This is a genomic window from Planctomycetota bacterium, from assembly GCA_018242585.1.
GTDB lineage: Bacteria > Planctomycetota > Planctomycetia > Pirellulales > PNKZ01 > JAFEBQ01.
The window spans coordinates 160,270-185,445 of the sequence record JAFEBQ010000019.1 but is presented as its reverse complement, the minus strand read 5'-3'; the positions used below and the strand labels follow the sequence as shown (position 1 = coordinate 185,445).

20 protein-coding genes are annotated in these 25,176 nt (G+C 64.3%); 9 read left to right on the top strand and 11 right to left on the bottom strand.

Going from position 1 to position 25,176, the window contains the following annotated elements; all coding sequences use genetic code 11:
• Positions 1-19: 19 nt before the first annotated feature.
• From JSS27_10510 to JSS27_10495, 4 genes are all read right to left on the bottom strand, one after another.
• Entirely contained in the window at positions 20-1,939 is a 1,920-nt protein-coding gene (locus JSS27_10510) for a PAS domain S-box protein (protein MBS0209377.1), read from the bottom strand.
• A gap of 288 nt (positions 1,940-2,227) precedes the next feature.
• Positions 2,228-3,343 (bottom strand): Gfo/Idh/MocA family oxidoreductase, encoded by a 1,116-nt coding sequence (locus JSS27_10505; GenBank protein ID MBS0209376.1) that lies wholly within the window; start codon positions 3,341-3,343, stop codon positions 2,228-2,230.
• Positions 3,344-3,373: 30 nt separating this feature from the next.
• Positions 3,374-3,862 (bottom strand): DinB family protein, encoded by a 489-nt coding sequence (locus tag JSS27_10500; GenBank protein ID MBS0209375.1) that lies wholly within the window; start codon positions 3,860-3,862, stop codon positions 3,374-3,376.
• A gap of 137 nt (positions 3,863-3,999) precedes the next feature.
• Positions 4,000-5,253, bottom strand: a complete 1,254-nt coding sequence (locus JSS27_10495) for a serine hydroxymethyltransferase (protein MBS0209374.1) — start codon at positions 5,251-5,253, stop codon at positions 4,000-4,002.
• 384 nt (positions 5,254-5,637) lie between these two features.
• Between JSS27_10495 and JSS27_10490 the strand changes: the two genes are divergently transcribed.
• A complete protein-coding gene (locus JSS27_10490) occupies positions 5,638-6,030 on the top strand; it encodes an endonuclease domain-containing protein (GenBank protein MBS0209373.1) in 393 nt (130 codons plus the stop codon).
• 145 nt (positions 6,031-6,175) lie between these two features.
• On the opposite strand, the gene JSS27_10485 is transcribed toward JSS27_10490, so the two are convergent.
• The 3 genes from JSS27_10485 to JSS27_10475 form a co-directional block, all read right to left on the bottom strand.
• The gene (locus JSS27_10485; protein MBS0209372.1) at positions 6,176-7,780 is read right to left on the bottom strand and encodes a response regulator; all 1,605 of its coding nucleotides are present in this window, start codon (positions 7,778-7,780) and stop codon (positions 6,176-6,178) included.
• 46 nt (positions 7,781-7,826) lie between these two features.
• Positions 7,827-9,185 carry an alkaline phosphatase family protein gene (locus tag JSS27_10480; protein ID MBS0209371.1) on the bottom strand — a complete coding sequence of 453 codons (1,359 nt, stop codon included), beginning with the start codon at positions 9,183-9,185 and terminating at the stop codon, positions 7,827-7,829.
• 238 nt (positions 9,186-9,423) lie between these two features.
• Positions 9,424-10,890, bottom strand: coding sequence for an EF-hand domain-containing protein (locus JSS27_10475; GenBank protein ID MBS0209370.1), 1,467 nt, complete (start codon positions 10,888-10,890; stop codon positions 9,424-9,426).
• 1,041 nt (positions 10,891-11,931) lie between these two features.
• Here JSS27_10475 and JSS27_10470 point away from each other — a divergent pair.
• From JSS27_10470 to JSS27_10440, 7 genes are all read left to right on the top strand, one after another.
• The gene (locus JSS27_10470; GenBank protein MBS0209369.1) at positions 11,932-12,234 is read left to right on the top strand and encodes a flagellar biosynthesis anti-sigma factor FlgM; all 303 of its coding nucleotides are present in this window, start codon (positions 11,932-11,934) and stop codon (positions 12,232-12,234) included.
• A 362-nt stretch (positions 12,235-12,596) separates the two neighbouring features.
• Entirely contained in the window at positions 12,597-13,124 is a 528-nt protein-coding gene (locus JSS27_10465; protein ID MBS0209368.1) for an RNA polymerase sigma factor, read from the top strand.
• A 9-nt stretch (positions 13,125-13,133) separates the two neighbouring features.
• Positions 13,134-13,691: a hypothetical protein gene (locus tag JSS27_10460; protein ID MBS0209367.1), complete on the top strand. Its 558-nt coding sequence runs from the start codon at positions 13,134-13,136 to the stop codon at positions 13,689-13,691.
• A 168-nt stretch (positions 13,692-13,859) separates the two neighbouring features.
• Positions 13,860-14,195 (top strand): hypothetical protein, encoded by a 336-nt coding sequence (locus JSS27_10455; GenBank protein ID MBS0209366.1) that lies wholly within the window; start codon positions 13,860-13,862, stop codon positions 14,193-14,195.
• A 63-nt stretch (positions 14,196-14,258) separates the two neighbouring features.
• The gene (locus JSS27_10450) at positions 14,259-14,621 is read left to right on the top strand and encodes a hypothetical protein (GenBank protein MBS0209365.1); all 363 of its coding nucleotides are present in this window, start codon (positions 14,259-14,261) and stop codon (positions 14,619-14,621) included.
• A gap of 9 nt (positions 14,622-14,630) precedes the next feature.
• Positions 14,631-15,197 carry a hypothetical protein gene (locus tag JSS27_10445; protein ID MBS0209364.1) on the top strand — a complete coding sequence of 189 codons (567 nt, stop codon included), beginning with the start codon at positions 14,631-14,633 and terminating at the stop codon, positions 15,195-15,197.
• Positions 15,198-15,272: 75 nt separating this feature from the next.
• Entirely contained in the window at positions 15,273-15,956 is a 684-nt protein-coding gene (locus tag JSS27_10440) for a hypothetical protein (GenBank protein ID MBS0209363.1), read from the top strand.
• 63 nt (positions 15,957-16,019) lie between these two features.
• On the opposite strand, the gene JSS27_10435 is transcribed toward JSS27_10440, so the two are convergent.
• Positions 16,020-18,065, bottom strand: coding sequence for a prolyl oligopeptidase family serine peptidase (locus JSS27_10435; GenBank protein MBS0209362.1), 2,046 nt, complete (start codon positions 18,063-18,065; stop codon positions 16,020-16,022).
• A gap of 288 nt (positions 18,066-18,353) precedes the next feature.
• Positions 18,354-18,740, bottom strand: coding sequence for a methylglyoxal synthase (locus JSS27_10430; GenBank protein MBS0209361.1), 387 nt, complete (start codon positions 18,738-18,740; stop codon positions 18,354-18,356).
• A 450-nt stretch (positions 18,741-19,190) separates the two neighbouring features.
• On the opposite strand from JSS27_10430, the gene JSS27_10425 reads away from it, so the two are divergent.
• Positions 19,191-20,408, top strand: a complete 1,218-nt coding sequence (locus tag JSS27_10425; GenBank protein ID MBS0209360.1) for a DegT/DnrJ/EryC1/StrS family aminotransferase — start codon at positions 19,191-19,193, stop codon at positions 20,406-20,408.
• Positions 20,409-20,491: 83 nt separating this feature from the next.
• On the opposite strand, the gene JSS27_10420 is transcribed toward JSS27_10425, so the two are convergent.
• The gene (locus tag JSS27_10420; protein ID MBS0209359.1) at positions 20,492-22,132 is read right to left on the bottom strand and encodes a hypothetical protein; all 1,641 of its coding nucleotides are present in this window, start codon (positions 22,130-22,132) and stop codon (positions 20,492-20,494) included.
• A gap of 8 nt (positions 22,133-22,140) precedes the next feature.
• Positions 22,141-24,966, bottom strand: a complete 2,826-nt coding sequence (locus tag JSS27_10415; GenBank protein MBS0209358.1) for a c-type cytochrome — start codon at positions 24,964-24,966, stop codon at positions 22,141-22,143.
• Between the last annotated feature and the right edge of the window lie 210 nt (positions 24,967-25,176).

The following is a 25,176-nucleotide window of genomic DNA, read 5'->3' as shown; positions in this document are numbered from 1 at the left end:
AGAGCACCTCGGTAATCAATTACAAAGCGTGAAACACCCGGTCGCGGTCTGGCTCGGGCACGCCGGCTCCGTGGTCGGCCACGGTGACGGTCACCCACCCTGCGCGACTAGCGGCGACGTGAATGTCGATCCGCTTCCGCTCCGGGGGCAGCCCCTCCAAGGCCTCGATCGCGTTCCGCACCAGATTGACGATCACCTGCTGAATTTGTATCGCGTCGGCTTCCACCATCGGCAAATCAGGGGCGAATTGGGCTTCGAGCTGCACGCCCGACAGCCGCGCGTCGGGTAACAACAGCTCCAGCACGTCGCTGGTCATGCGCGTCACGTCGACCGGCGCTCGCCGCGGCGGCGCTCGGCGGACCAAGGCCCGCAGTCGCTGCACAATGCCCCCGGCGCGGATGGCTTGCTCTTCGATCTTGTGCAGCAAGCCCGACACGCGCGGATCGTCGGCGACCGGCGTTTCCGCGAGCGTCATCCCCAGCGCATGCACATAGTTGGCCACGGCCGCCAGCGGCTGGTTCAACTCGTGCGCCAGGCTGGTGCTCATTTCTCCCAGCGACGCCACTCGCAACACGTGGGTCAATTCCTGTTGCTGCCGCTGGGCCTCGTGCTGATTGCGCAGGCGTTCCGTGATGTCGACCGCCGAGCAGACGATCCGCATCTCGTCGCGGGAGCCACCCAGCAGCGGGTTGAGCATCATGTCCAGCGTCACCTGGCGGTCGTCGGCCAAGCGGGCGGTGATGTCGAACCGGACCATTTCCCCCCGCGCCGCGCGACCCAGCGCCTCGCCCAGCCGTTGCCGCTCGACGGCACAGTGGCGCCACCAGGCGGTCGCCTCGAACTGCCGGCCCAGCACGTCGCCGCGCGCCAAGTCGGCGGCCTCGAGCGGCGCGGCATTGACGTCGCACACCCGACCATCGGCCGACAGCAACCAGACGAAGATGTACATCCCGTCCAGTGTCTCGCGCAGCCGCTGCTCGGCGGCGCGCAACGCCTGCTCGACCCGCTTCGTTTCGGTGATGTCCTGCACAAAGCCGATCAGCCGGGTCGGCTCGCCTTGCGCGTTGCGTTCGACGCTGCCGACGCTGTTGACCCAGCGTTCGGTGCCGTCGGGCAGCAGAAAGCGAAACGTCAACGGCGGCGCGTCTCCCGACTGGACCGAACGCCAAGCGGCCTCGATCATTCTTTCGCGGTCGTCGGGATGCACCAGTTGCATGGCCTGCTCGAAGCTCACTCGTTCGCCCGGCGCCACCTGAAACAGCCGGTACAACTCGGGCGAGCCGTCGGTGATCTGAGTCGAAAGATCCCATTGCCAGGTGCCAATGTGGGCCAGCGCTTCGGTCCTGAGGAGCAAATCGCGCGCCTGGCGCAGGCTTTCCTCGGCCGCCTGGCTGTCGGTGACGTCGACCGCCGAGCCGACGCAACCCAACGGCGTGCCGTCGGCGTCGCGCAGCGCCGACATCGTCAATCGCACCAGCCGCGTCTGGTCCGAGCGATGCTTCAGTCGGTAGATCGCTTGCGGAGGCTCGCCCTGGCCGTCCGAACCGAACGCCAGATGAATAATACTCGGCTGACCTGGCTCGAAGAACGACGTGTACAACTGCCCGATCGCTTCGTCGGCCGCATAGCCCGACACTTGGGCGGCAGCGCGGTTCCAGAGCGTGATCCGTCCGTCCAGGTCGACGGCAAAGACCATCTCGCACGTGAGTCGTAGCACTTCGCCTTGCAGGCGATGAAACTGCTCGGGATCGAGCCAGTCGGCGCGCATGGCAAGCCCGCTACTCGCGGTCAATTGCGCCGCGATCTTGGCGGGAGACGCGACGCCGAAAGCTGACTTCACATCGGACGACACCTCGGGCGCAAGCGACGCCGTGCCCTGCGCGGCCGCTAAGCGCGAGTGACCATGCTCGCCCCAGCCCCCGCCGTCATTGTCCGACATAAGCATCCCTGACCTGCATTGAACGCACCGGCAATCGAGACCAGCTCGAGCAACCGTCCAAGCGCGCGGGACGCGCCCAAAACGATCAAGGCGTTCAAGATGACCGACAGCAATGGCCCGCGTACCTGCGTGGCCATTTGTGAGGGATAATAAATGACCCTCGGAAACACCGCAAGCAAGTCGCACTCGTGCGCGTCGCGGATGAGACAATCCGCGCGTCCCATTACCTACGCCTCGTGCGTAACTTGCTTGCGCGGTAAGCGCAAGCTGCGGCGTGGATCGCGGGCGTTATCGCCCTGGTTGTTGAATGTCCAACCAGCGCCGCTCGGCACTCGATTGCAGCACGGCGTCGGCGATCACCTGGGCCGACCAGCCGTCGTAGAAGCTCGGCACGGCGTCGCGTTTGTCGACAATCGCCGAGATGAACTCCCACATGATGTCGTAGCGAAACACCGTGGCCGGCTTCCCTTCCGCGGGATTTCGCGGACTTCCCGGCAGCTTCAAAAACTCGGCCGGCACATCGACCGGCGCCAGGTCGTGACCCGTGCGCCCCAGCAACAAGGTGTTGGGTTCGTGCAGCCGGTAGACCGCCGATCCCTCCGAGCCGTTGATCTCGGCCCACTCGTGACCAAAGCCGTCGCGGTGGTAGCCCTTGGCCAGCGTGGTCCCTTCCCACACGCCGGTCGCCCCGCTGGCGAACTCGCCGATCAAACTAGACCAGTCGTCTACCTCGGAAGGAGGGCAAGTCTTGCCGTCCACGGTTTTGGTGCGCTCGGCAAATCGCGCCACCGCGCCGGTCAAATGCGCCAGCGGCCCCAGCAAGTCCTGGGCAAAGTCGATGCGATGAATGGTCATATCGAACAGGTCGCCAGCGCCGGCTTTGTCCTTGTATTGCCGCCAACCCCAACTGGTCTCGGGCCAGTCGAGGAACCGCTGCGAGCGAAAGTGTCGCGGCTGGCCCAGCTTGCCGCTGCTGACCAAGTGTTTCAGGTAGCGCATCGACGGCGCGAAGCGGTAAGTAAACGCCGTCATGTGGACTACGCCGGCATCGCGCGCCGAAGTGTACATCTCGCCGACTTCGGCGGCGTTCAATCCCAACGGCTTCTCGCAGAGAATGTGCTTGCCGTGCTTCGCGGCCGCGACCGACATGGCGCGGTGGGTGAAGTTCGGCGTGCAAATGACCACCGCGTCGATCTCGGGATCGGCCGCCAGCGCGTCGTAGTCGGTGGTCAGCTTGTCGATCCGCCAGTCGCCGCGCCGCTTCTCGAGCAGCGCCGGGTCGGCGTCGCACGCCGCCACCAGCTTGGCGCGCGGATCCAGTCGCAGGGCCGGCACGTGGTGATAGTCGGCCACGGCGCCAGCGCCGACAATGGCGACGCGAATCGGGGGCGTGTGCTTCGTCATCGGTGATTGCTTTCCACGAGTGGTCGCTCGTTACGAACGGTTCTTGTACAGGTTGAACGTGATGTGCGCCTGACCCTGATGGTGTGGTTCGTGCCAGCCCAGGATGTGCAGCACGTCGCGCACCGTCAACTTGCGCTCGGCCAGCGCCGGCGGAATCTCGCCCAGCCGGGCGTCCCCCGCCTCGCGCAGGGTGGCCAGCAAATGCGTGCGCGATTCGTCAAGCAACCGGCGCAGTTCCTCGGGCGAGGGCACGTTCTGGTCGGCGGTGGTGCCAAACTTGAACCGCGCGGTCAGGTCGGGAAAGGCGTTGGCCTTGTGCGGCGCCAGCCGTTCGCTGGCGAACATTTCCTCGACCACGCTGATGTGCGTCAGTTGCCAGCCGATGTGCGCTCGACCAGGGCCCGGCTGCCAGGCCAGGACTTCGCGTGGATTGGGCTCGGCCAGCACCTTGTCCAACAGCCCCAGCGTCCGCGTCCGGTTCAACTCGTACAGCGGAATGATCGTTTCGATGATGGACACTGATGACTCCTTGCGGGTGCAATTCGTTGAACTTTTTGTCCGTTGTCAGTAGTCAGTTGTCCGTTGCACTCGGGTGGATGCCTTTTAACAACGGACAACTGACTACTGACAACTGACCTCGTTCCATTTGCGAAAAACTAGCCACGGGGCACGCGATCCACCGGCACTGGAAACGACTTACACAGTTCCATAATCTCGCCGCGGATGCGGGCCGACACGGCCGTATCCTCGGGGTGCTTCAGCACGTCTAGGATCCACGCACCGACCCGCTTCATCTCGGCCGTCCCCATGCCGCGCGTGGTCAGGGCCGGCGTGCCGATGCGGATGCCCGAGGGGTCGAGCGGCTTGCGAGTATCGAACGGGATCATGTTCTTGTTGACCGTGATACCACAGCGGTCGAGGGCCACTTCGGCCTGGGCGCCCGACAGCCCGATGGCCGTCATGTCGGCCACCATCAGATGGTTGTCGGTGCCGCCGCTCGACAAGGGGACGCCGCCGGACATCAGCGTCTCGGCCAGCGCCTTGGCATTGGCAATGATCTGGGCCGCGTACTGCTTGAACTCGGGCTTCAAGGCTTCGCCAAAACAGACCGCCTTGCCGGCGATCACGTGCATGAGCGGACCACCTTGCACGCCGGGGAAGACATTCTTGTCGATGTCCTTGGCAAACTCGGCACGGCACATGGTCAGCCCGCCGCGCGGCCCGCGGAGGGTCTTGTGCGTAGTGGTCGTGACAAAGTCGGCGACCGGCACCGGGTTGTCGTGCAAGCCGGCCGCGACCAGCCCGGCGTAGTGGGCCATGTCGACGAATAGCTTGGCACCGACCTCGCGGGCGATTTCGGCGAACTTGCCGTGCGGAATCTCGCGCGGGTAGGCGCTCGCGCCGGCCACGATCATTTTCGGTTTGTGCTCGCGGGCCAAGCGCGCGACCTGGTCGAAGTCGATCCGGTTAGTGTCGCGCGTCACACCATAGGCGTGGAACTGGTAGAGCCGACCCGAGATGTTCAGCTTCATGCCGTGGGTCAGGTGCCCACCGTGGGCCAGATCGAGCCCCAGGACCGCGTCCCCCGGCTGGAGCGCGGCCAGATAGACGACCATGTTCGCCTGGCTGCCCGAGTGGGGCTGGACGTTGGCGTGGTCCGCGCCGAATAACTCGCACGCCCGATCGCGGGCCAGCGACTCGACTACGTCGACGTACTCGCAACCGCCGTAGTAGCGCCGCCCGGGGTAGCCTTCGGCGTACTTGTTGGTCAACACGCTGCCGACGGCCTGCATGACCGCGGGGCTGGTGTAGTTTTCGCTAGCGATCATCTCCAGGCCGTCGGCCTGGCGCTTGGTTTCATGGTCAATCGCGGCCCACACGGCCGGGTCTTCACGTTCGAGAATGTTCATCGAGTTCGCCGAGGGTCCAAAGGGTAAGGCCAAGTCGATCGGCCGGGATTCAGCAGGGGAATCACTGCGGCATGCGCCCCGGCTATGGGCCGGCAACCGGGGACGAGCCGATCATTGTCGCGCCCCGGCCGAAGATGGTCAATTCCCGGGGGGAACAGGGGAAAGAGGGGTTAGAGACGAGGGATTAGGGGCTAGGGAAGGCCAGCGTGGAGTTGGCCGCTTGAGCGGCGCTCGCAACATTCGCCTCGGTTATAGTATTCACGAGACGCGGCGAACAATGCGTCATGTGCGATCCACCATCCCCATGTAGGAAGTAACCCTTCTCCCCCGGGGAGAAGGTGGCCGACAGGCCGGATGAGGGTCCACGTTACCAAGGAACACGCGATGCCGCGCCGCCAACCCCTCACCGAAGAACAGCGATCTCGCGTCCGCCGGCTGCGTCGCGAAGCAACGGTCCCCGAGCGGATACTCTGGAGCCATTTACGCCGTGGCCAACTCGACGGCTTGAAATTCCGCCGACAGTTTCCTGTTGGCTCGTATTTCGCCGACTTCTATTGCCACGAATCTCAACTCGCCATCGAACTGGACGGCGACAGCCACATCGGAATGGCCAAGTACGATCAGCATCGCACTGCGATGATCGAAGCAAAGGGCATACGCATCTTGCGTATCTCGAACGACGACGTTTTGCGAGAGCTTGATCTTGTTTTGGAAGGGATTTTGCTCGCGTGCGGTCGAAGGCCTGACCAGCCGCCAAGACCCTCATCCGGCGGCTAGCGCCGCCACCTTCTCCCGGGGGGAGAAGGGGCCTCGCGGAATCGCGCGAGCCTGCGGCTTACCCCTCACCCCGCTTGCTACGCAAGCGACCCTCGCCCGCTAGGGGCGAGGGTTGAAGATGCGAGCCACTTGTCGATGCGTCCCCTCACTTACTGAACTCGCTGTCCAGCAGTTCGGCGAGCTCGTCGGGGTTCACCGGCTTCAACAGATGCCGGTCAAAGCCGGCGGCTTCGGCGCGTTGGCGGTCTTCGTCCTGGCCATAGCCGGTCACCGCCACCAGCAGCGTGTGTTCCAAACTAGGAATCTGCCGCAACTCGCCCGCCAGTTGATACCCGTTCATCCGTGGCAAGCCGATGTCGGCCAGCACGACCTCGGGGCGGAATGCCCGGGCCGCTTCGATGGCGGTGAATCCATCATGACAAACCTGCACGTCGTGGTGCCACAGCCCCAGCACCTTGGCCAGACTGGTGGCCGAGGCCACGTTGTCGTCCACGACCAGCACGCGGCGCGAATGATGTGTCGTTTCATCGGTGAGCGGCGCTGTCGGCCGGCTGGGCTTCGGGGGCTCGACCAGCAGGTTGGGCAACCGCACCACGAACTCACTCCCCAACCCGCGGCCCGGGCTGCGCGCTTCGACTTGCCCGCCATGCAACTCAACCAGCCGGCGCACCAAGGTCAGGCCAATGCCCAGGCCGCCGGGCGTGCTTTGTCCTTGCCCTTCGACCTGCTCGAACAGCTCGAAGACACGCTGCAAATCCTGGGCGGCGATCCCGCGCCCCGTGTCGCGCACCCGCATGGTCAGGTCGTGATCGGCCGCTTCGACCGTCAGCCAAATCTGCCCGTTCGCCTCGGTGTAGCGTGAGGCGTTGTTCAACAGATTGGCCAGTATCTGGGTCAGTCGCACCTGATCGGCGTTCAGGTACAACTCGTCGTCCGGCAGCGAGACCTTCAGCTCTTGCCGCTTCTCGGTCACCAAGGGGCGGGACATTTGCACCGCCCCCTCGATCACATCGGCCAGCCGCGCCTGCTTGATCCGCAACTCGATCGCCCCGCGCGTGATCCGCGACACGTCCAACAAATCTTCCATCAGCCGCAACAGGTAATCGACCTGCTTGGCGATCAGATCGTGACAGACTTTGACTTCGGGTTCGATCCGCGGCTGGTTTTCGAGGAGGTAGAGCGCGTTGCGAATCGGCGCGAGTGGATTCCTCAACTCGTGAGCCAGCATGGCCAGAAACTCGTCCTTGCGCAACTCGGCTCGCTTGGCAATCTGATACAGCCGCCGATTCTCGCTGGCGGCCATGCGGAGCGACTCGCTGAACAGCGAGACCAGCACGCCCAGGCTCAGACTCATGAACAGATTGGCGATGCTCGACTTTTCGCCGATGAATAGCGAGTGCCGGGGCTCGACGAACAGATAGGTAGCGGCCGGAATCCCCAAGGCAATCGTCGCGATCGATGGCGCCAGGCCGCGCGACCAGGCGATGTAGACTACCGCGATCAGGAACATGCCGTAGGGCGCCGAATCGCCAAACAGAGGGTCCAACAACGTCCGCGCCATCGCGGCCACGCAGACGGCGACCACCACGCTGAGATAGGCGCGATACCAGGGCTCGCCCTCGCTCCGCTCCGACAGCGAGTAGAGCCAGCGAATCACGCCCCGCGGTGGTTCGACCTGGAGCTTCGGCTTACCCGCTGGTTTGCCGCTCGACGAAGAACTGGCTCGGGGCTGGGTGCGTTCAATGGGCACGTCAGAACTCGTGAACGATGAAACACTGGACCGCCATGAATCACAATCAGTCGCTTAATCCCTGGCGCAAGACCTTGCCCGTGGCGCCGGGAATCTCGACCCCCAGCAAGGCCCCCATGGTCGGGGCCACGTCCGTGTTGCTGATTTCGCCCAAGTTCGTCCCCGGTCGGACGCCGTGCCCCCACAGGACACAGGTGCCAAACAACTCCGCCTCGCCCGGCAAGTAGCCGTGGGTGCCACCAGGAGACGCGCGCGGCACGACTGGCGCGTCGCCGTCACGACTGTCCGTGAAGCTATAGCCTCGCTTGGCGGCCAGCCACAGGTCGGGGGCCCGTTCGTCGGCGGCCGGCGTGGCCACGCCCAACGCCGCGAATTCGGCCGCCGTGAACACTCGGTCGACCCCCTCGACCCCAGCGAACTTGGTTTTTAATTGCTCGATCGTGGCCGGGCGATCCTTGTCGTCGAGTACGTAGACCATGCACGCCCCCCCCTGCGAGACAATGGCCGCGCGCTTCGTATCTTTGTTCAACAAGCCCGCCGCGGCCAGCACTACGTTCGGGCGAATGTCCTTGTCGATCGGAAAGAAACCGTGGTCGCTGGCCACGATCACCGTGGTCTTCTTCCCCAAGGGCGAGGCCTGCACTGCTTCGACAATGTCGCGAACCCGATCGTCGGCAAAGCTGACCGCCCAATAAGCCTCGGGACTGCGCGGGCCGTACTTGTGCTCGACATGATCGACCTCGACCAGGTGAATGATCAACACGTTCGGCGAGTGCTGCTTCAGAACCTGGGCCGCCATCCGGGTATAAAGCCAGTCGCGGCGCACACCACCGCTAGGTTCCTTGCACCAGGCGCCATGCATGTCGACCGGCAAGCCCGCGCCGCGCAGCTCGGACAGCCAGGCCTGGGTGCCATACTTTTCCCAGCCGTCGCCAGCCATGTCGGGCATCGACCAGTTCAGGGTGCGGGCGTTGCGCGTGGCCGGCCAGCAAATACCCGCCGTGGTCAAACCGGCGCGATGGGCCACGTCGTAGATCGTCGGCGTGCTGACGATCTGATCCTTGTCATAAACCGGATCCACGATCAGCGCCACGGGCGAACCGCTGGCGCGCTCCAGGTAATTGTTCCCCAGCACGCCATGCTTTTCAGGAGGCACGCCGGTGACCAGCGTGGTGTGATTGGGCCAGGTGACGGTCGGGAACGAGCAAACCATGCCCGACGCCCGAGCCCCCTCGCGGGCCATGCGGCGAATCGTCGGCATCTCGGCCCGCGGGTCGTCGAGATAAAAACCAGCCAGGCCATCCACGCTAATCAACACCACGCATTGGTCGCGGTGCGGTTCGGCTTGAGCCAGCTTGATGGTGAAACCAAAGACCAAGGCCACCAGCGCGGCCAGCCATTGCAAACGCTTGAACACGGAAAGCTCCTTGTCGACAGTGCGAGCGCGACCATGCCGGAGGGGCTGGGTTGCGCGCCGCCGTGGTTGGGTTCTCGGCCATTGTGACACACCCCCAGGCGAGTCGCTAGCCGCGACCGATTGTCGCAGTGTTCACGAAGGCAGTGTCAACAAAAAGAGCCCTCGTTCCGTCACGGAACGAAGGCTCGCGGGGAATGATCCCGAAGGCTACCGCCACGACATCGCGCTAGTTGCTGTTCTCGCGGCGACGTTCCCTCATGCCGCGCAGCTCACTGGGGTCGATGAACCCGTCGCCATTCTTATCCAGGCGATCGAAGTTCTCGCGCATCCGTTCCGGCAGCTCATCTTTGCTCAGCTTGCCGTCGCCGTTCTTGTCGGCTTCTTTCATCATGCGTTCGATGAACTGGCCGGCTTGTCCCGGGGTTCCCGGAGTGCCGCTAGGTTGGCTTGGCTGGCCCGGTTGCCCTGGCCGGCGCATGCCGCCGAAAACTTGCTGCAGTTCTTGCAAGTCGATGAACCCGTCGCTGTTCTTGTCGGCGCGATCGAAGTTCTCTTTCAGGCGTTCGCCGACTTCATCTTTGCCGAGCTTGCCATCGCCGTTCTTGTCCTGCTGTTCGATCAGCCGCTTGGCCATCTCGCCGCCACTCTGGCCACCTTGGCCGGGCTGGCCTGGTTGACCGGGACGTTGGCCATCGCGCGGGCGATCCCCCTGAGGGCGCTGGGCAACTTGCGAATCGCTCGGCTTGTCACCTTCCGGCTTCCGCTTACCATCCGGGCGGCGCTGGCCTTCGGAACGCTGCCCCTCAGGACGCTGGCCACCCTCGGGAGGGCGACGATCGCGCATGGCCAAGAAGGCCTTGCGGAATTCTTCCTTCGACAAGGCGTTGTCCTTGTCGGCGTCGAACTCGCTGAGCATCCGATCGAAGCCTTCGCGACGCTCTTCGGAAACTTCGTCGCGGACCAGCTTGCCGTCGTTGTTCTGGTCACCACGGCTGAAGATCTCTTCGGCAAAGCGGGCCACTTCCTCGGGCGAGCGCTGCTGCTGTGGAGAACCCGGCTGCGGCGGGTTGCCCGGAGGCGAACCTGGTTGCGGCTGGCCAGGCTGGGCCTGTCCACGCACCGCGGCCAGACCGGCGCGCAGCTCGTCAACGGTCAGCAGGCCGTCCTTGTCCTTGTCGGCGGCTTGCGCCATACGGTCGAAAAAGTCGCGGCGGTCTTCGGGAACTTCGTCGCGGGCCAATTTGCCGTCGTTGTTCCGATCGACGTTCTGCAAGATTTGCTCGGCGGTCGGACCTTCGCCTTGTGGGCCACGCTGGCCGGGGCCCCCTTGGCCGGGCTGAGGCGCTGGACGTTCCGGCTCGCGAACCGCGAGGAACTCTTCACGCGACAGTTTGCCATCCTTGTTCGCATCGCCCAGCCGGACCAGCCGTGCGAACATGCGGCGGTTCTGCTCGGGTATCTCGTCCTCGGTGATCGCGCCATCCTTGTTCGCGTCCAGGCGATCGAACAGCGCCTCGCGATCGGGCGCGGCAGGGCGCGAATCCGCGGGCTTGGAATCAGCCGCGGGCTTCGTTTCCGAAGCCGACGCCTCGGCAGGCTTGCCCTCGGGCTTCTTTTCTTCGTCGGCCCAGACGGCCGATGGCGCGGCCAACAGGCCAGCCACCGCGAGAACTCGAAACCAATGGCTCTTCATGTGTGGAATCTCCCCAGCGAACTTCTGGATCGTGCGAGCTCGGCGCCGCGAGTGCGAGCTCGAAAAAAATCGCCGCTTCAAATGTCGGCCCCTTGGCCGCCAACCGCCGAGTTACATCGACGGCTCTGGACATTGCCGGTGGGCAATGGCGGGCCAAGTCATTTAACCCGGCCGGTCCACGATAGTTTCGCCCGACGTGGGTGAAATCGAGGCAATTATCAATCAGGGTGGCCCAGCCGCTTGCCGGCTGGGTCGCGAAGCGACAAGAAATGGAGCAAACCCCCGTCTACTTCTTGTTGCCTCGCAACACGGCCGGCAAGCGGCCATGCCACCCCGGGACAAAAGTGGTCTGCTAGCCTCGCCAGCAGCGATAACCCCGGTAGACACAACGCTTTCAGCTCGTATTGTCCCCATTTTGAGACCGGCCTATAATCCGCCGCCACAAAGTTCGCCTGCTAGCCTGAACCGGCTCGGCCGAGGGCTCGTAGGACGAGATAACTTGTGCCGATCGCGCCACGGCCGCCTGCCCAGTCGGGAGGCGCAAACGGTGCGGCAGGTGACAAGTGGCGAAGACGTGACGAGCCGCCGGTCGCCCGAAACCTCGCGACCAGCGCAGGCGCGTCCGAGCCTGACGACCGCGGGATGATTAACGACCACCGGCAAGCGCGCCATAGGCGGGCGACTCGCCGCTGATCGCTATAACAACGCGGTGCTGAAGAAAGGTGATAACGACGCCGGAAGTTGGTCGATTGACAAGTATGCACACCTCGTGCCCCGCAAGTCAAACGACACGGAATGCGGCGTCACTGTGATAGTAACAGACAGTTGGCAGCCCCTGCTTCGCAACGGAATCGAAGCCCTCGGTTGAAGAGTAAGCGATTCAACCGTCGGTAATGAAGCAGCGGCCAGCCTGACGCTAAAACAAACTACCGAGTCGTTCGCAGCCAGATTCGACGTTCTGCCCTGAATCAACCGGCAGGCGTCCTGGGTTCTCTCGAAGCGGGTCGCTCTCAATGCCGACCGTCGGCGTCGATTGAATCCATGCTGGCCGCCAGTGTGGAGGTCACGATGCAGATTTCCGGAGCCAGTCAGATTCATGGTGCGCAGTCGATCAGCGCTCCGCACCAGGCACGTCCCGTCGCTTCGCCTCCGTCGGGCGGGCTGCAAATCAACGATCAGCTCGATTTGTCGCCGGCCGCCCAGTTTGTCGACCAGGTCCACAGCCTGCCCGACATCCGCCAAGACCGGGTCAACCAGCTTCGCCAGCAGATCGCCTCGGGCAACTATGACACGCCCGACAAGCTCGACGCGGCCCTGAACCGGATGCTGGACGAGCTGGCCTAAGAGCCAGGACACGTCCATCGAAGTAAGCCACAAAGCCCCCGGTGTGTTCACCGGGGGCTCATTTTTTGCGCTCGACGGCGTTTGGGGGCAGAGGGCGTATTCCGACCAATTCTCGGCCCCCCGATAGCAGCGCGACGCTGGCTCTGCCTAAAATCGCCCTGGGCTTTGCAATAGAGGGCCGCCCCTGGCGTTATATCTGGCAGCCGGGGTGGCCCGAGACCCCGGTTCGCTCGCTCGCCGCCTGTTCGCACCGCTGACTGTCTGGTTCCGAGCTACTGCCTGGACCCGAGCGCTGTCTGGACCTCAGCACAGTGGGCACCGACTTTCCCAAGCCAGGTACCCTCTGACCGCGCCAGGCCGACGTGAGCCGTGACGATCCGACGCACGCCGATCGACTGACCCAGTGGGTGACTGACCACGGCAACGCGCTGTTCAGTTTCCTGTTGGTCCAGTTGCGCGACCGCCATCAGGCCGAAGATGTGCTGCAAGACGTCTTCTGCCGCGCGTGGCGGGCGCAAGGCCGCTACGTCGACCAAGGACACGAACGGGCGTACCTGTGGCGGATTGCCGATCGGCTGCTCCGCGACCGGAACCGCCGCCTGCGACGCCAGCCGCCGCCACAACCGAACACGCCCGACGAACCGACACCTGACCCGATCGACCCCGCGACGATTGCTCCGCTCGAACAAGTCACGCTGGCCGAGGATCAGCAACACCTGGCCAGCGCCCTGGAAAAACTCAGCGAGGCCCAACGCCGCACCCTGCTGCTCAGGTATTACGGCCAGCTCGAGTTTCACGAGATTGCCGAGATCATGGAGCTGCCGCTGAACACGGTGCTAAGTCACGCCCGACGCGGGCTGTTGGCCCTGCGGGGCAAGTTGAACGATTAAGCAATACCTATGAATGACACGTTGTCACACGAAACGAATCCCTGGCCCGCCGGTCGATCGGCCGACGAAGAGCGCGAGCTGGCCGCCGGCTGGCAAGCGCTCGATCGCGCGCTGGTGGACCTGGAAGGCGAACTCGACAGTAGTAATGTCAGCAGTCGCGGTCTGAGTGACTTTCGTTTGCGGATGATGGCCGCGCAGGTCGAGCGACAAGTCAGCGCGGCGCGGCGTCGCCGGGTGCGCCGGTTGGCGTTGGCGGCTTCGCTGCTGGTGGTGGTGGCAGCAACGCTGTGGAGCATGCCGCGGCGTACACCGATCGAGGGGCAGAAACTTGTGGGGCAGCGACCGGTGGTCCAACAGCAGCGTGCCGTCGCGCCGAACGAGGCGCTGGCGACTGGCCAATTGGAACTGGCTTGGAACGAAGATGGCTGGCTGGCCGATGTGACCAGCGTTCGCCGCGACGCCGATGCGGTTGAAAACGGCTGGGACGTGCGGGGGGAATCCTGGTCGGAAGTCCAGGATGAACTCGATGAGTTGGAACGTGAGTTGTCGAACGAAGTGTCGCTGTAGAACATTTGTCGTCGAAGGCGACGCGAGCGCGAGCGGATCGTGAACGGTTTTCTCATCCTGCTGATCTTGTGAGAAAGGGAAAGGACTGAACTATGAGGCGAAGGAGTCTGTATCTTTGGGCGGCGGCTCTCGTCTGCGCCGTCGGCGCCACGACGTGGGCCGACGATCGTGACGACCGCGACCGCGACGATCGTCGCGGCCCTCCAGGACGGCAGGTCGGCCCGCCGCCGGGTGGGCCTCCGCCACGACGTGAAGAAGGGCGTGGCGACGATCGCAAGCCCGGTGATCGCGGCCCGCGTGACATGGATCGCCGTGGCCCGCGCCCGGATGATCGTCGCCCCGGCGATGCCAAGCCCGGCGACTGGAAACCTGACGATAAGAAGCCCGAAGATCGTAAACCTGGCGACCGCAAAGACGGCGATAAGAAACCTGATGGCGATCGCCGCGGCCCGGAACACTCGTTCCACCACCGCTTTGGTCCGCTGCAGTTCGGCATGGGCATGACGTTTCGTCGTCACGGCCCGGAAGACGGCAAGCCCGGCGACCGCAAGGACGGAGATCGCCGCGATGGTGATCGTCGTGACAAAGATCGCCGCGAAGGTGATCGCGGTCGACCCAGTTATGGCGATCATGGCCGCGGGCCACATGGCTCGTTTGCCGCGCATCATCGCCATCACGATCGCGACGGCAAGAAAGATTGCGAACACGGGGCGTGCAGCCGCAAGTCGGGCCGCCCCTCGTACGGCCACGGTCATCATGGCCGCGGCCCCAGTCCGGCGGCGTTCGCCCATCACCGCGGTCACCACGGGCCTGGACATCATGGTCGGCCTTCCTACGGCCACCACGGCGGCGGCCACGGTGAACGGGGTTGCCAAGAAAAGAGCGGACATCATTGCTCGTCCAAGGGTGGACATCATGGTCCACCGATGATGGGTCATCATGGCCGCGGGCCGCACGGCTCGCACGCCTCGCACCATCGCGGTCACGATTGTCATGGCAAAGGTCATGGTGGCCGCGGCCATCACGGGCCAAGCTGTCACGGCGGCCACTGCAGCCGTCATCACGGCCCGAGCCATCACGGACCAGGCCACCATGGCCGTCCGTCCTATGGTCACCACGGTTCGCGCGACCCGCACCATTTTGCGCATCACGGCAGCTCGCGCCACCATGGCTCGTGCCACGGCGGTAGCTGCAGCCGGTCGCACGGTGGACCTTCGCACAGTGGCCCATCGCACCATGGTCGGCCGTCCTACGGGCACCATGACCGCGGCCCGGGGGGCTTTGGCCACTTTGGCCCGCCGCCGTCGGGCATGCGTCATCACTTCAGCAGCCATCAGCGGCACCATGGACATCATGGCGACCGGGACGGCGACAAAGACGATGATCACGGCCGCCATCACGGGCACCACGGTGACCGTGACCACGGGCGTGGACCTGGCGGAGATCACGGCAGCCACCGTGCCGATCGTTGGGAGCGTTTTTAGGTTGATTGAGGTCGATGATTGAACCCACCCGGCCGCCGGCGTCGTGCCCCCTGCGACGCCGGCGCCAGGGGTTCAAAACCATGAAGCGAACATGACGATGAACTTTGTCCGAATGTTGAAGCGGCGAATTCCGTTGACTTGCCAGCTGCTGTGTGGCGCCGTGTTGCTCGCCGGCGTCATGCACGTGGCTCGCCCAGCGTTTGCCGATGAACCGAAACCTGACGCGCCAAAGGTCGACGCCTCCAAGGCCGACACCCCGCGTATCGAGCCGGCCACTGGCGACGAGCCCAAGACGCCACCACCAGCGCCCAAAGGCCCGGCCGAGACGCCGAAGCGCCCCAGTGAGGGGCGCTCTGGCGATGGCGAGCGTCGGCCGCCCGGACCTTCGTCCGATGAGAATGGCCGGCGCGACCGGCACCGGGGCGGGTTTCACGGCTCGTCGGGCTTCTCGTGGCAGCGCGACATGCACGAGCACGACCCCGAAATGGCCAAGCTGTTTGAACGCGATGGCGATCTGGAACGGCAAACCAGCCGGCTGGCTGATCGCTGGCGTCACGCCAAGGACGACGACGAGCGAACCAAGCTCAAGCAAGAGCTGCGTGAAATGATCCAACAGCACTTCAAGGTTCGGCAAGAACGCCGCGAGCTGGAGTTGAAACGGTTGGAAGAGCAACTCGGCCGCCTGCGCGAAAGCCTGAAGCGGCGCGCCTCGCAAGAGAAAGAGATCATCGAACAACGGCTGGGCGAGCTGACCGCTCCCCGCGGCCCGAGTGGGTTCTAGCAAATGCAAAAGCTATTAGCAGTTAGCGATTAGCAATTAGTACATACCCTTTCGGGCTAATCGCTAACGGCTAATCGCTTTCTTCACCCTCCACGCCTCGTCAAAGAAATCAGCCGCCACGATCTTGCCGGGCGTGTATTCATCCGGCGGTTGCGACAGGTCGATCACGGCCCAGTCGGGCAGCTTGGGGGTCATTCGCGCGTTGCTCGAGTTGTCGCCGTCGCGGAAGGTGAAGCCGCTGTTCAGCACCACATAGCGCGTCGAGTTCAACGGGTTGGGATGAATCATCGCCACCACGTGCCCCGCCGCGTCGAACGCTTGCGAGCCGACTGCCACGCGCTCGGCCGTCCATTGCACTGGCAGTTGCGGCAGCACGCGCTTGATCAGTTCGTTGCTGGCCGCGTCTCCCCACAGGACCAGGTGATACTTGGCAATGTCGTCGTCGGTCACGTCGGTGTCGCGCTTAACCCGGGCGTGGCCACGGAAGAGCTGTCGCCATTTCTTGATCGCCCGGCTGCGTTCGGCTTCGACCCAGGTCTGAACCGCCGGGTGAGCCGCGGTGCCGCTCGGCTCGACGAACAGGAATGCGTCCATAAACGCGTCATCGATCGGTCCTTGCAGATTGTGTCGCTTGCGCAGGCCGTTCTCGCGGCGCGCGCCCAGCGTCCAGGTCTGGCCCGAGCGATGCAAGCGGACGTCGAACGAGCGATCCGAAGCCGGCGCGTGGACCTTGATGAACTGTCCCCGGTCAAACGCGCCGGGCAGGATTAAATTCAGCGGCTGGTCGATCCCATGTGGCAGCGGACACTCGCCGGGCCCGAAACGAATCCGCAAGTCGGTTACCCCGTCGGGCGTGATGGCAATGCTGTTCGACGCCACGATCATGGCTTCGACGTGCGCCGGCGCCCAATGCTCGGCCAGCCCTTCGACCTCGATCCAGTTCATGCGTGGATACTTGAGCGTGCGCGTCTCGAGGAACACCCGATCGGGCACGCGCCGCCGGCCAATTTGCGCCAAGCTGGCCATGCGCCGCTCGACTTCGGCGGCCGCTTGGGGCTCGTACTTGTGCTCGGTCTTGGGGCCGATGATGTGGGTCATCTCGACGTCGATGTTCTTGAACGCCGCAGCCATCAGGTCGGCCGCCGCTTTTTGCTTGTCGAGTTCGCCGCTATAGGCCACCAGGGGGCATTGCAGCAGATTGCTCACCAGTGGCGGACAATCGTACAGACCCCACAGCTTTTGCACGTACCAGGGAGCCGCCGGCTCGCCGCTGGTGTCGAGGCCCAGATACTGGCGCGTGTCGACGAAGCCCGCCCCTGGGTTGGCCGCGCACCAGCGATCGGCGTAATGGACGGCCATGTGCCACGTGGCGGCGCCCCCCATCGAAAACCCGCGCACGCTGGTCCGCTCGTCGTCCACGCGATAGGCCGCGCGCACGGCGTCGAGGGCTTCGAGCGCGTCGACCTCGCCGGCGAACTTGTAGCCGTTGCAGAAACGACCATATGGGTGAAGCACGATCGTATCGGCCGGCGCGAACTGGCCGACCTTATTGCCGCGATCGTTCAGAAACGCCAACTCGGTCAGCGTGTCGCCGCGGCCGTGGAACCAGATGTCCAGGCGATAACGCCCCGCCGTGCGCGGCGTGTACGACGCCGGCACGACCAGCCCATAGGGTTGCACCGAGCCGTCGATCCGCGAGACATACCCGCGCACCACGAGCCCAGTCGCTTCGGTCCAAGGAGCTTCGCCTGCGGCCAACTGGGCAGCCCGCTGCAGGCCGGCCTCCAGCAGCGTGGCAGCCGTTTTGAACTCGGCGGGCTTGAAGAACTCGCCGAACTCCAGCGCGTCGCTCACCGCGCGGAAGTAGACTTCAACGTCTGGCAAGAGTGCCTTGGCCCGCGCGTCCTTCCCCTTGGCCACGCCGTCGATGGCCGAGCGCAGTTGCTTGAGCTTTGCCGACAGGTTCTCGCGCTCGGCAGCGGGTATTTCGATGCCTGGCGGCGGCAATTGCTTGATGGGAGGCAACTTCGGCTCAGCCGCGCCGACGAACGTGGCGTGAACGAACAGAAGCGCGATCGCGGAGATAACTATCAGAGCTTGGCGAACCATGTCAGGTCTTTCCTAGCCACGGAGGGATTTGTTTTCACCGCAAAGACGCCAAGGGCGCAAAGGAGGCCATCGGCAGCAAGGCCAACCACGACGGCACAACGACACGACGCAAGAGGATTCACCACAGAGTCACCAAGAAGACCACAAGGGAACGGGTCAGCAGGAGAAAAGGAGAAACTGCTTAGCCGCAAGGCCATAGGCCCGCGCATCCATCTCCCCCATTCATCACTCATCATTCCGCATTCATCACTTCTTCCTTTGCGCTCTTTGCGTCTTTGCGGTAAACACTCATTTTGAAGCGCCGCGCGAGCGGAGCCACATCATCACCCCTTCGGCCGTGGCCAGATTCGTGGCCAGCGGCACGTGATGCACGTCGCACACCCGCATCAGCGCCGACACGTCGGGCTCGTGCGGCTGGGCCGTCAGTGGATCGCGAAAGAAGATCACGGCCGCGATCTGGTTCAGGGCCACGCGGCCGCCAATGATCAGGTCGCCCCCGTCCGGCCCGTGAGCCACGCACTCGACCGCGAGCTTCAAGCGCTCGTTCAAGATGCTGCCGGTCGTGCCCGTGGCCACCAGCGGCATGGTGCGCAGGAAGTCGAGGTGCCGTTCGGCGAACTCGACCATCAGCGACTTGCGTTGATCGTGCGCGATCAGGGCAATCTGCAGCGGCATCGTGCGACCTTTACTTCTTCATAAGAGAATTGAACCGCAAAGACGCAAAGGACGCTAAGTAGACAAAGACTGTTTGAATCGCAGAGGACGCAGTGGTGCGCGAAGACGAAAAACTGTCTTCTCCTCCTCCGCGATTCTCCGCGCACTCTGCGATTTACTCTTCTGTATTTCCTTTGCGCTCTTTGCGCCTTTGCGGTGAAAAAAAGCCTCTCCAAGTCAAAACCACTCCGCCGGGGCGAGTGCTAGCACGACGCTATCGTAGTCCGCCGCCGGTTTTGCGTAAACGATTGCTCTTGCATTAGTGGCCCGCGAAACTCGCCTTGTCCCTGGGGGCCAGCGCCGATATTCTCGCCCCCGTCTCGTCACCCCCGTGGCCGCGACGGCCGGCACATTGCTTGCCGCGCCGCGTGCTGGCCGCGCATCTCTTCTCTCGCAGAGCAAGTCACCCACATGCCCGCTGAACCCACCTCCGCCGCGCCGGTTACTTCGGTCCCCTTGTTCGACAATCAACGCCAGTACCGCGAGTTGGCCGCCGATATCCAGGCCGCGATCGCCCGCGTTTGCGAGTCGGGCCGGTTCATCATGGGGCCCGACTGCCAGGTGTTCGAGGACGCGGTGGCCAAGTATTGCGGCGTGCCCCACGCGATCGGTTGCGCCTCGGGGAGCGATGCGCTGCTGCTGGCTCTGATGGCCGCCGGCGTCGAAGCCGGCCACGAAGTGATCGTGCCGAGCTACACGTTCTTTGCCACGGCCAGCGCCGTGACCCGACTGAACGCCAAGCCGGTCTTCGTCGACATCGACCCGGTGACGTACAATCTCGACCCGGCCGCGGTCAGCGCCGCGATCACGCCGGCCACGCGGGCGATCATTCCCGTCCATTTGTTCGGCCAGTGCGCCGACATGGCGGCTATCAATCACATTGCCCACACCTTGGGGCTGACAGTGATCGAAGACGCCTGCCAGGCGATCGGCGCCGAGTATCGCGGCGTCCGCGCGGGCAACCTGGGCGAGATGGCCTGCTTCAGCTTTTATCCGACCAAGAACCTGGGCGGCTTTGGCGATGGCGGACTGCTGACGACCAATCGCGCGGACTTTGCCGAGCGGCTGCGACTGCTGCGGGCCCACGGCATGCAGCCGCGCTATTATCACCAGTTGGTCGGCATCAACAGCCGGCTCGACTCGCTGCAAGCGGCGGTGCTGAACGTCAAGCTGCCCCACCTGGAACGCTGGACCAAGGCCCGGGCCGAGCTGGCCACGCGATACCAGCAATTGTTCACGGCCTCTGGCCTGCACAAGATCGTCACCTTGCCGACCGTGGCCGACGACTGCCGCAGCGTGTGGAACCAGTTCGTCATTCGCGCGCCCGAAGGGAAACGCGACACCTTGCGTCAGCACCTGGCCGACAAGAAGATCGGCACCGAGATCTATTACCCCGTGCCGCTGCACCAGCAGCAATGCTTCGAGTACCTCGGCTATGCCGAAGGTTCATTGCCCCACACCGAGCAGGCGGCTCGCGAGACGCTGGCCCTGCCGATCTTCCCCGAACTGACCGCGGCCGAGCAAGAAGCGGTAGTCAGCCAGATTGCCGCCTTCTACGGCGTCGCGCGTCAGTCGGGCACGGACACCGCGCCAACTCCGCGCCGCGGCTCGCAGCGGAAAGCAGCGTAGGAAACGATAAACGCGAAACGATGAACGATAAACGGCGGACAAGAAGCGATCAGCCGCCCACGTTCCTGCCTTTCATTTATCGTTTATCGTTCATCATTGATCGTTTCTTTTAGCCGGTTCATCGTGTAATACGCCTCGGCGTGCAGCAGCGGCTGATCCTGCGCCGAGCGCACCCCGTCGGCGTGCAACTCGTGTACGTGCCCGCGCTGCAGGCCATCGACGAACAATCGCACGTGCCGGCCGTCGCTCGACACTTCGGCCTTGGTAATCGTCGGCTTGGTGGCGTCGACCTCGGGGCTGCCATACGTCTTTTGATAGATGTATGTGTAAGTCGACAGCTTGTACGAGCTCACATCGCCGGCGGTCTTGGCCTCGACCGGCTCGGTGAACTCCAGGTCAAAGCCGTCGGGCATGGCCCGCATGTGCAGAATCTCGAACGGCGTCTTGCCAGTCCAGACGAGTCGTTCGAGCGCGAACGGACTGCGCCCGCGCGAACCCCAGCCTCGATTCGTGCCGTTCGCGAACAACGACCCGTCGGGCGTGAACAACAAGCCGAGCGTCCCCGAGGCGAACCCTTGCCGGAACGGGAAGCACGCCCCTTGATAGTGGCCGTCGACTTTTTCCAGGTCAACTCGCATCACCGTGCTATGGGATTGGTCGGCGACGAACATTTGTTCTTTGAACGGCCCGAACTTGCCCGTCGTGTCGCACTCGACGCCGCTGGCCGACTGCCCCATCTTGGGATACGGAAACCAGACGGCCGGCAGCAGCAGCGCCGGGTTCTTGTCGGCTTCCAGGTGCATCCGCCCGCCACTCTCGGGCGTCTCGGGCCGTGGACCGGCCGCGTCGCCGGTCACGTCGTACCAGCGCAGACCATCCGGGTGGCCGACAAACCCGCCGGTTTGCAACACCTTCAAGCTGCACACGCCGTTCCAGGGCCCCTGGTTGTCGGTATAGAACATGTCGCCGGCGGCGTTCGCCCCCATGCCCCCTGGCGAGCGAATGCCCGTGCAGACCGGCGTCAGCTTGCCGTTGGGCGAAACGCGCACGCACCAGCCGCGGTACTTCACCTGGCTGCTGAACGACCCAGTCAGACAGAGCGTCACCCACAGTTCGCCCTTCCGATCGAACTTGGAACCGAAGGCGTACTCGTGGTAATCGCCCGAGATGTCCCAGCCGTCCGCGACCGTCTCGAACACGTCGGCGCGTCCGTCGTCGTTCGTGTCGAGCAGGCGTGTCACCTCGCCGCGCTGAACGGCATAGAGAACGCCATCTTTCTGGGCCAGGCCCAGCACTTCGTGCAGGCCCGCCGCAAAACGGTGATATTTGACGTCGCTGGGCGGATCGCTGAACGCCCCTTCGACCAGATAAACCTCGCCACGCCGCGTCGAGACGGCCAGCTTCCGGCCGGGCATTAGCTCGATCGCGCCGGCTTCGAGCACGATGTCATCGGGAATCGGCAACGTAATCAGCCGGTAGTATTCATTCTCGGCCGCGGCATCGGCGGCACGCGTGGAAGTGGTGACATGTGACAACACCAGCGCGGTCAGCGCGACGATCGCCTTGATCCCCTCTCCCCTCCGCGTAAGAGGGCTAGGGTGAGGAGTCTGCGCTGGTATCAGCTTCTTACCCCTCACCCGGTTCGCCGCGCGAACCACCCTCTCTCGCAAGGGGCGAGGGTGCGCGACTGCGTCGCGAAGGGGAATATGGACGACGGTGCTCATGAGGTTACTCACCATTGATAGGTCTGAATGATTTCAGCCCGGGTGTTGTGGAACTCGACCGGGACGATCAGTTCGTGCTTGGCACCGGCCGCACGGACGCGCGGGCTCGCGCCGGACGATTCGATCCGCAGCTTCCAAATCTTGTCGACGTTGTACCAGCCATCGCCGGCAGGCTCGATCGAGCTGGCCAGCGCGGCCCGGTAGTACAGGTGCTTCGCCGGCTGCGCGCTTTGCAGCTTGAGCGTGCGACGGAAGCTCTTGGTCTTGTCGGCCACGATCGGCGTCGGCTGGTCCTCGACCGCGACCCCGTTCACCGAGTAGAGGAACGTCGGCCGCCGAGCGTCGTCGAGCCGGTAGCCTTGGAAATGGCTGTCGGTCTCGCGCGTCAACGTGGCCGGCCAGGCCTCGTCGTCCTTGGCAAGCGCGGCCAGCGGCAGCCCGTCGACCAGCGGGATCACTCGATCCCCCAGCGGCGGCTGGAACCCTTCGCTGCGGCCGCTCCAGTGGCGCGACGCGTCAATGAACGCTCCCTGCCAGATCAGCGCCAGTCGCAATTGCGCCGCGTCGAACGCCAGATCGAGCTTCTCGGGATAACCAACGGCAATGGCCCGCGGGCCGGCCCCTTCGATGAAGTTGCGGTAGACAATTGGCTCGTCCTTGGCCACCAGTTCGATCGGCTGGCCGCCGACCCCTTGCGGCGGCCGCGCCTTCTCGCCGTCGAGCAGGTAAATCCACAGCGCGGCAATCTGCTTGTCGCTGTCCCCTTCGTACATCGTGCCGAACACGCTCTTGCCCGTCTTGGGCCAGGCGCTCGGCATCCGCGTGCCGAGACGAAACGCCGGCGGGTCGCGGACGTAAGCGGCGAACCACTCGCGGCGCAGTCGCTTGGACATCATCCCCATGTCAATCGACTGGATACCCTCGGCCTGGTACTTGCCAAAGGTGTGGCACTTGATGCACGAAAAGCCCTGGCTGCCGGCCAGCAACCGCCCCTGGTCCTTGGTCAGATAGTCGGGCTCGTCGAGCGTCGGCGCGGCAGGCAACTTGCGGGTGTCAGCTTTGTCGAACGCCTCGACCAGCGGCTTGACGTTTTCCTCGCCAAAGGCCGGCATCCGTGTGTGCATGTAAGGACGGGTCTTCTGCTTGTTGACCAGCACCGTTCCTTCTTTCAACACGCGCTCCAGCCAGCCGCGCGTGAGCTTCAGCCCCACGCCGGTCAGCGCCGGCGGCAGGCGCCCCTCGTCACCCATCTCTTTGATCGACGTCAGGAACGAATCGTCGCGCCCCGGCTCGACGCCGCCACGGCTATCGCGCTGGTGACAGGCATGGCAATTGAACGCCAACAGCGTGCGGGCGATCACCGTGGCCGGATCCTTGGCATCGACCGACGGGGCCGAGGAAATCAACGCGGCATGCAAGGCCTTGCGCTGCTCGGTGCTGAGGCCGAAGCGCGGCGCGCTGCCCGAGGGATTCACCGCCAAACAGCCCGCCGGTTTGCCGGCTTTGACCAGCGATGGGGCCTTCAGGGTCGAGGCGATCGGCTGGTCTTCGTGGCGCACCTCGTGGCAGTTGGCACACCCTTGCCTGGCAAACAGCTCGCGCCCGCGCGCGGCCAGCTTGGGGTCAACGACGAGTTGATCCTTGCCCATCGAGGGAGGTTCGCCATCACGCGCCAGCGACAACGCGCCGACGATGTCGCCGCGCGGCAGGTTCGGGCTTTCGAATTCCAGTTCGAGAATTCCCTCGCCGCCGCCGTTAAAGTATTCGACCACGACCTCGTGCGATCCGCGGTCCAGAATCATCAGCCCGTCCTTGGTCTGCGTGGCGTGGAGGCCGTCGTTGTCGACCACGCGCACGCCGTCGATGGTCAGTCGGCTGCCATCGTCGCTGGTCAGATAGAACGTGTACTCGGCCTTGGCTTCCAGGCGCAGATAACCAGTGAAGCGCATGCCGAAATCATTGTCGCGTCGGGCCAGATCAAGATTAAAGCCCAGGCTTTCGCCGCGCGACTTGGGTTCCTTTTGCGCCAGCTCGTCAACGCTTTCAAACCCCCGGCGCCAGGCTTCGTATCGGAGGTTCGCCTCCCCCTCGACGTCGCGCAGGAAGTAGTGGGCGATGTCGTTGGCCTCTTGATTCGTCAGCCCCAGCTTGGGCATCCGCCCCGCCGGACGCGCCGCGTGCGGATCGGCCAGGAACTTGGACAGCGTGCTGGCCGTGTACTTCTCGGCCAGGTTCCCCCACGGAATCGACGTGGCCAGCCGCTCCTTGGCGTCCGGCGCATCGTGACACGCCAGGCAGCCAATCTGATTCAGCAACTTCAAACCCCGGCTAGCGGCCGCCCGGTCTGGTATCTGATCGCCCGTGGCCTTCGACGCCAGCGAGACCAGATAGTGCGTCAAGGCTTCGACCTGCTCGGCTTTTTCGGCCGCGGGCAAGTGGGCCAACACGTCGGGCATTGTCGCGCCGGGCTTCACGCCGTGCGGATCGGCCAGGTAGCGGCGGAGCCAAGCGGTGCGGGCGCGCTCGGCCACGTTATTCAAGTTCGGTCCGGCCTTGGCGATGAAGTGGGGCGCCAGTGGCTTGTCGACCTGATGACACTTGGTGCAACTCAACTCACCCAGCAGCAAGCGGCCTCCTTCGGCCAGCGCCTCGGGCTGCTGCTGATCGGGGGCGGCAAAGAACCGCTCGAACGTCGGCACGATCGGATGCGTGGGCCCCGCCGGGGGCGACTTGGGTTTGTCCGATTTCGAGTCGGCGGCGGGGGCGTGGGCTGCGCTGCCGAGAACGTCGATGCAGAGAACAGCAAACAGGAGACACGTGTGGCGCAGCTTCATCAAACCCTGGCCTCGACAACACGAGCAGAAAAGCGCAATGGGCGGGACTTGCACTTTAATTGAGAAGATGGCGCATCGCCAGAGTCTGGCGAGGGTGATCTGTTGGCAGCGCGGCGCAAGATTGTGGCGGGACCCTCATCCGTCGGCTAGCGCCGCCACCTTCTCCCGAGGGGAGAAGGGTTGATGGACACCGTCACACGCTTCTAACCA

Coding starts and splice junctions, on each gene's coding strand:
- JSS27_10470 (MBS0209369.1), top strand. CDS start 11,932: ATGCTGGCCGCCAGTGTGGAGGTCACGATGCAGATTTCCGGAGCCAGT.
- JSS27_10420 (MBS0209359.1), bottom strand. CDS start 22,132: ATGAGCACCGTCGTCCATATTCCCCTTCGCGACGCAGTCGCGCACCCT.
- JSS27_10435 (MBS0209362.1), bottom strand. CDS start 18,065: ATGGTTCGCCAAGCTCTGATAGTTATCTCCGCGATCGCGCTTCTGTTC.
- JSS27_10475 (MBS0209370.1), bottom strand. CDS start 10,890: ATGAAGAGCCATTGGTTTCGAGTTCTCGCGGTGGCTGGCCTGTTGGCC.
- JSS27_10445 (MBS0209364.1), top strand. CDS start 14,631: ATGGCCGCGGGCCGCACGGCTCGCACGCCTCGCACCATCGCGGTCACG.
- JSS27_10440 (MBS0209363.1), top strand. CDS start 15,273: ATGAACTTTGTCCGAATGTTGAAGCGGCGAATTCCGTTGACTTGCCAG.
- JSS27_10460 (MBS0209367.1), top strand. CDS start 13,134: ATGAATGACACGTTGTCACACGAAACGAATCCCTGGCCCGCCGGTCGA.
- JSS27_10505 (MBS0209376.1), bottom strand. CDS start 3,343: ATGACGAAGCACACGCCCCCGATTCGCGTCGCCATTGTCGGCGCTGGC.
- JSS27_10430 (MBS0209361.1), bottom strand. CDS start 18,740: ATGCCGCTGCAGATTGCCCTGATCGCGCACGATCAACGCAAGTCGCTG.
- JSS27_10495 (MBS0209374.1), bottom strand. CDS start 5,253: ATGAACATTCTCGAACGTGAAGACCCGGCCGTGTGGGCCGCGATTGAC.
- JSS27_10510 (MBS0209377.1), bottom strand. CDS start 1,939: ATGTCGGACAATGACGGCGGGGGCTGGGGCGAGCATGGTCACTCGCGC.
- JSS27_10450 (MBS0209365.1), top strand. CDS start 14,259: ATGGTGATCGTCGTGACAAAGATCGCCGCGAAGGTGATCGCGGTCGAC.
- JSS27_10490 (MBS0209373.1), top strand. CDS start 5,638: ATGCCGCGCCGCCAACCCCTCACCGAAGAACAGCGATCTCGCGTCCGC.
- JSS27_10415 (MBS0209358.1), bottom strand. CDS start 24,966: ATGAAGCTGCGCCACACGTGTCTCCTGTTTGCTGTTCTCTGCATCGAC.
- JSS27_10425 (MBS0209360.1), top strand. CDS start 19,191: ATGCCCGCTGAACCCACCTCCGCCGCGCCGGTTACTTCGGTCCCCTTG.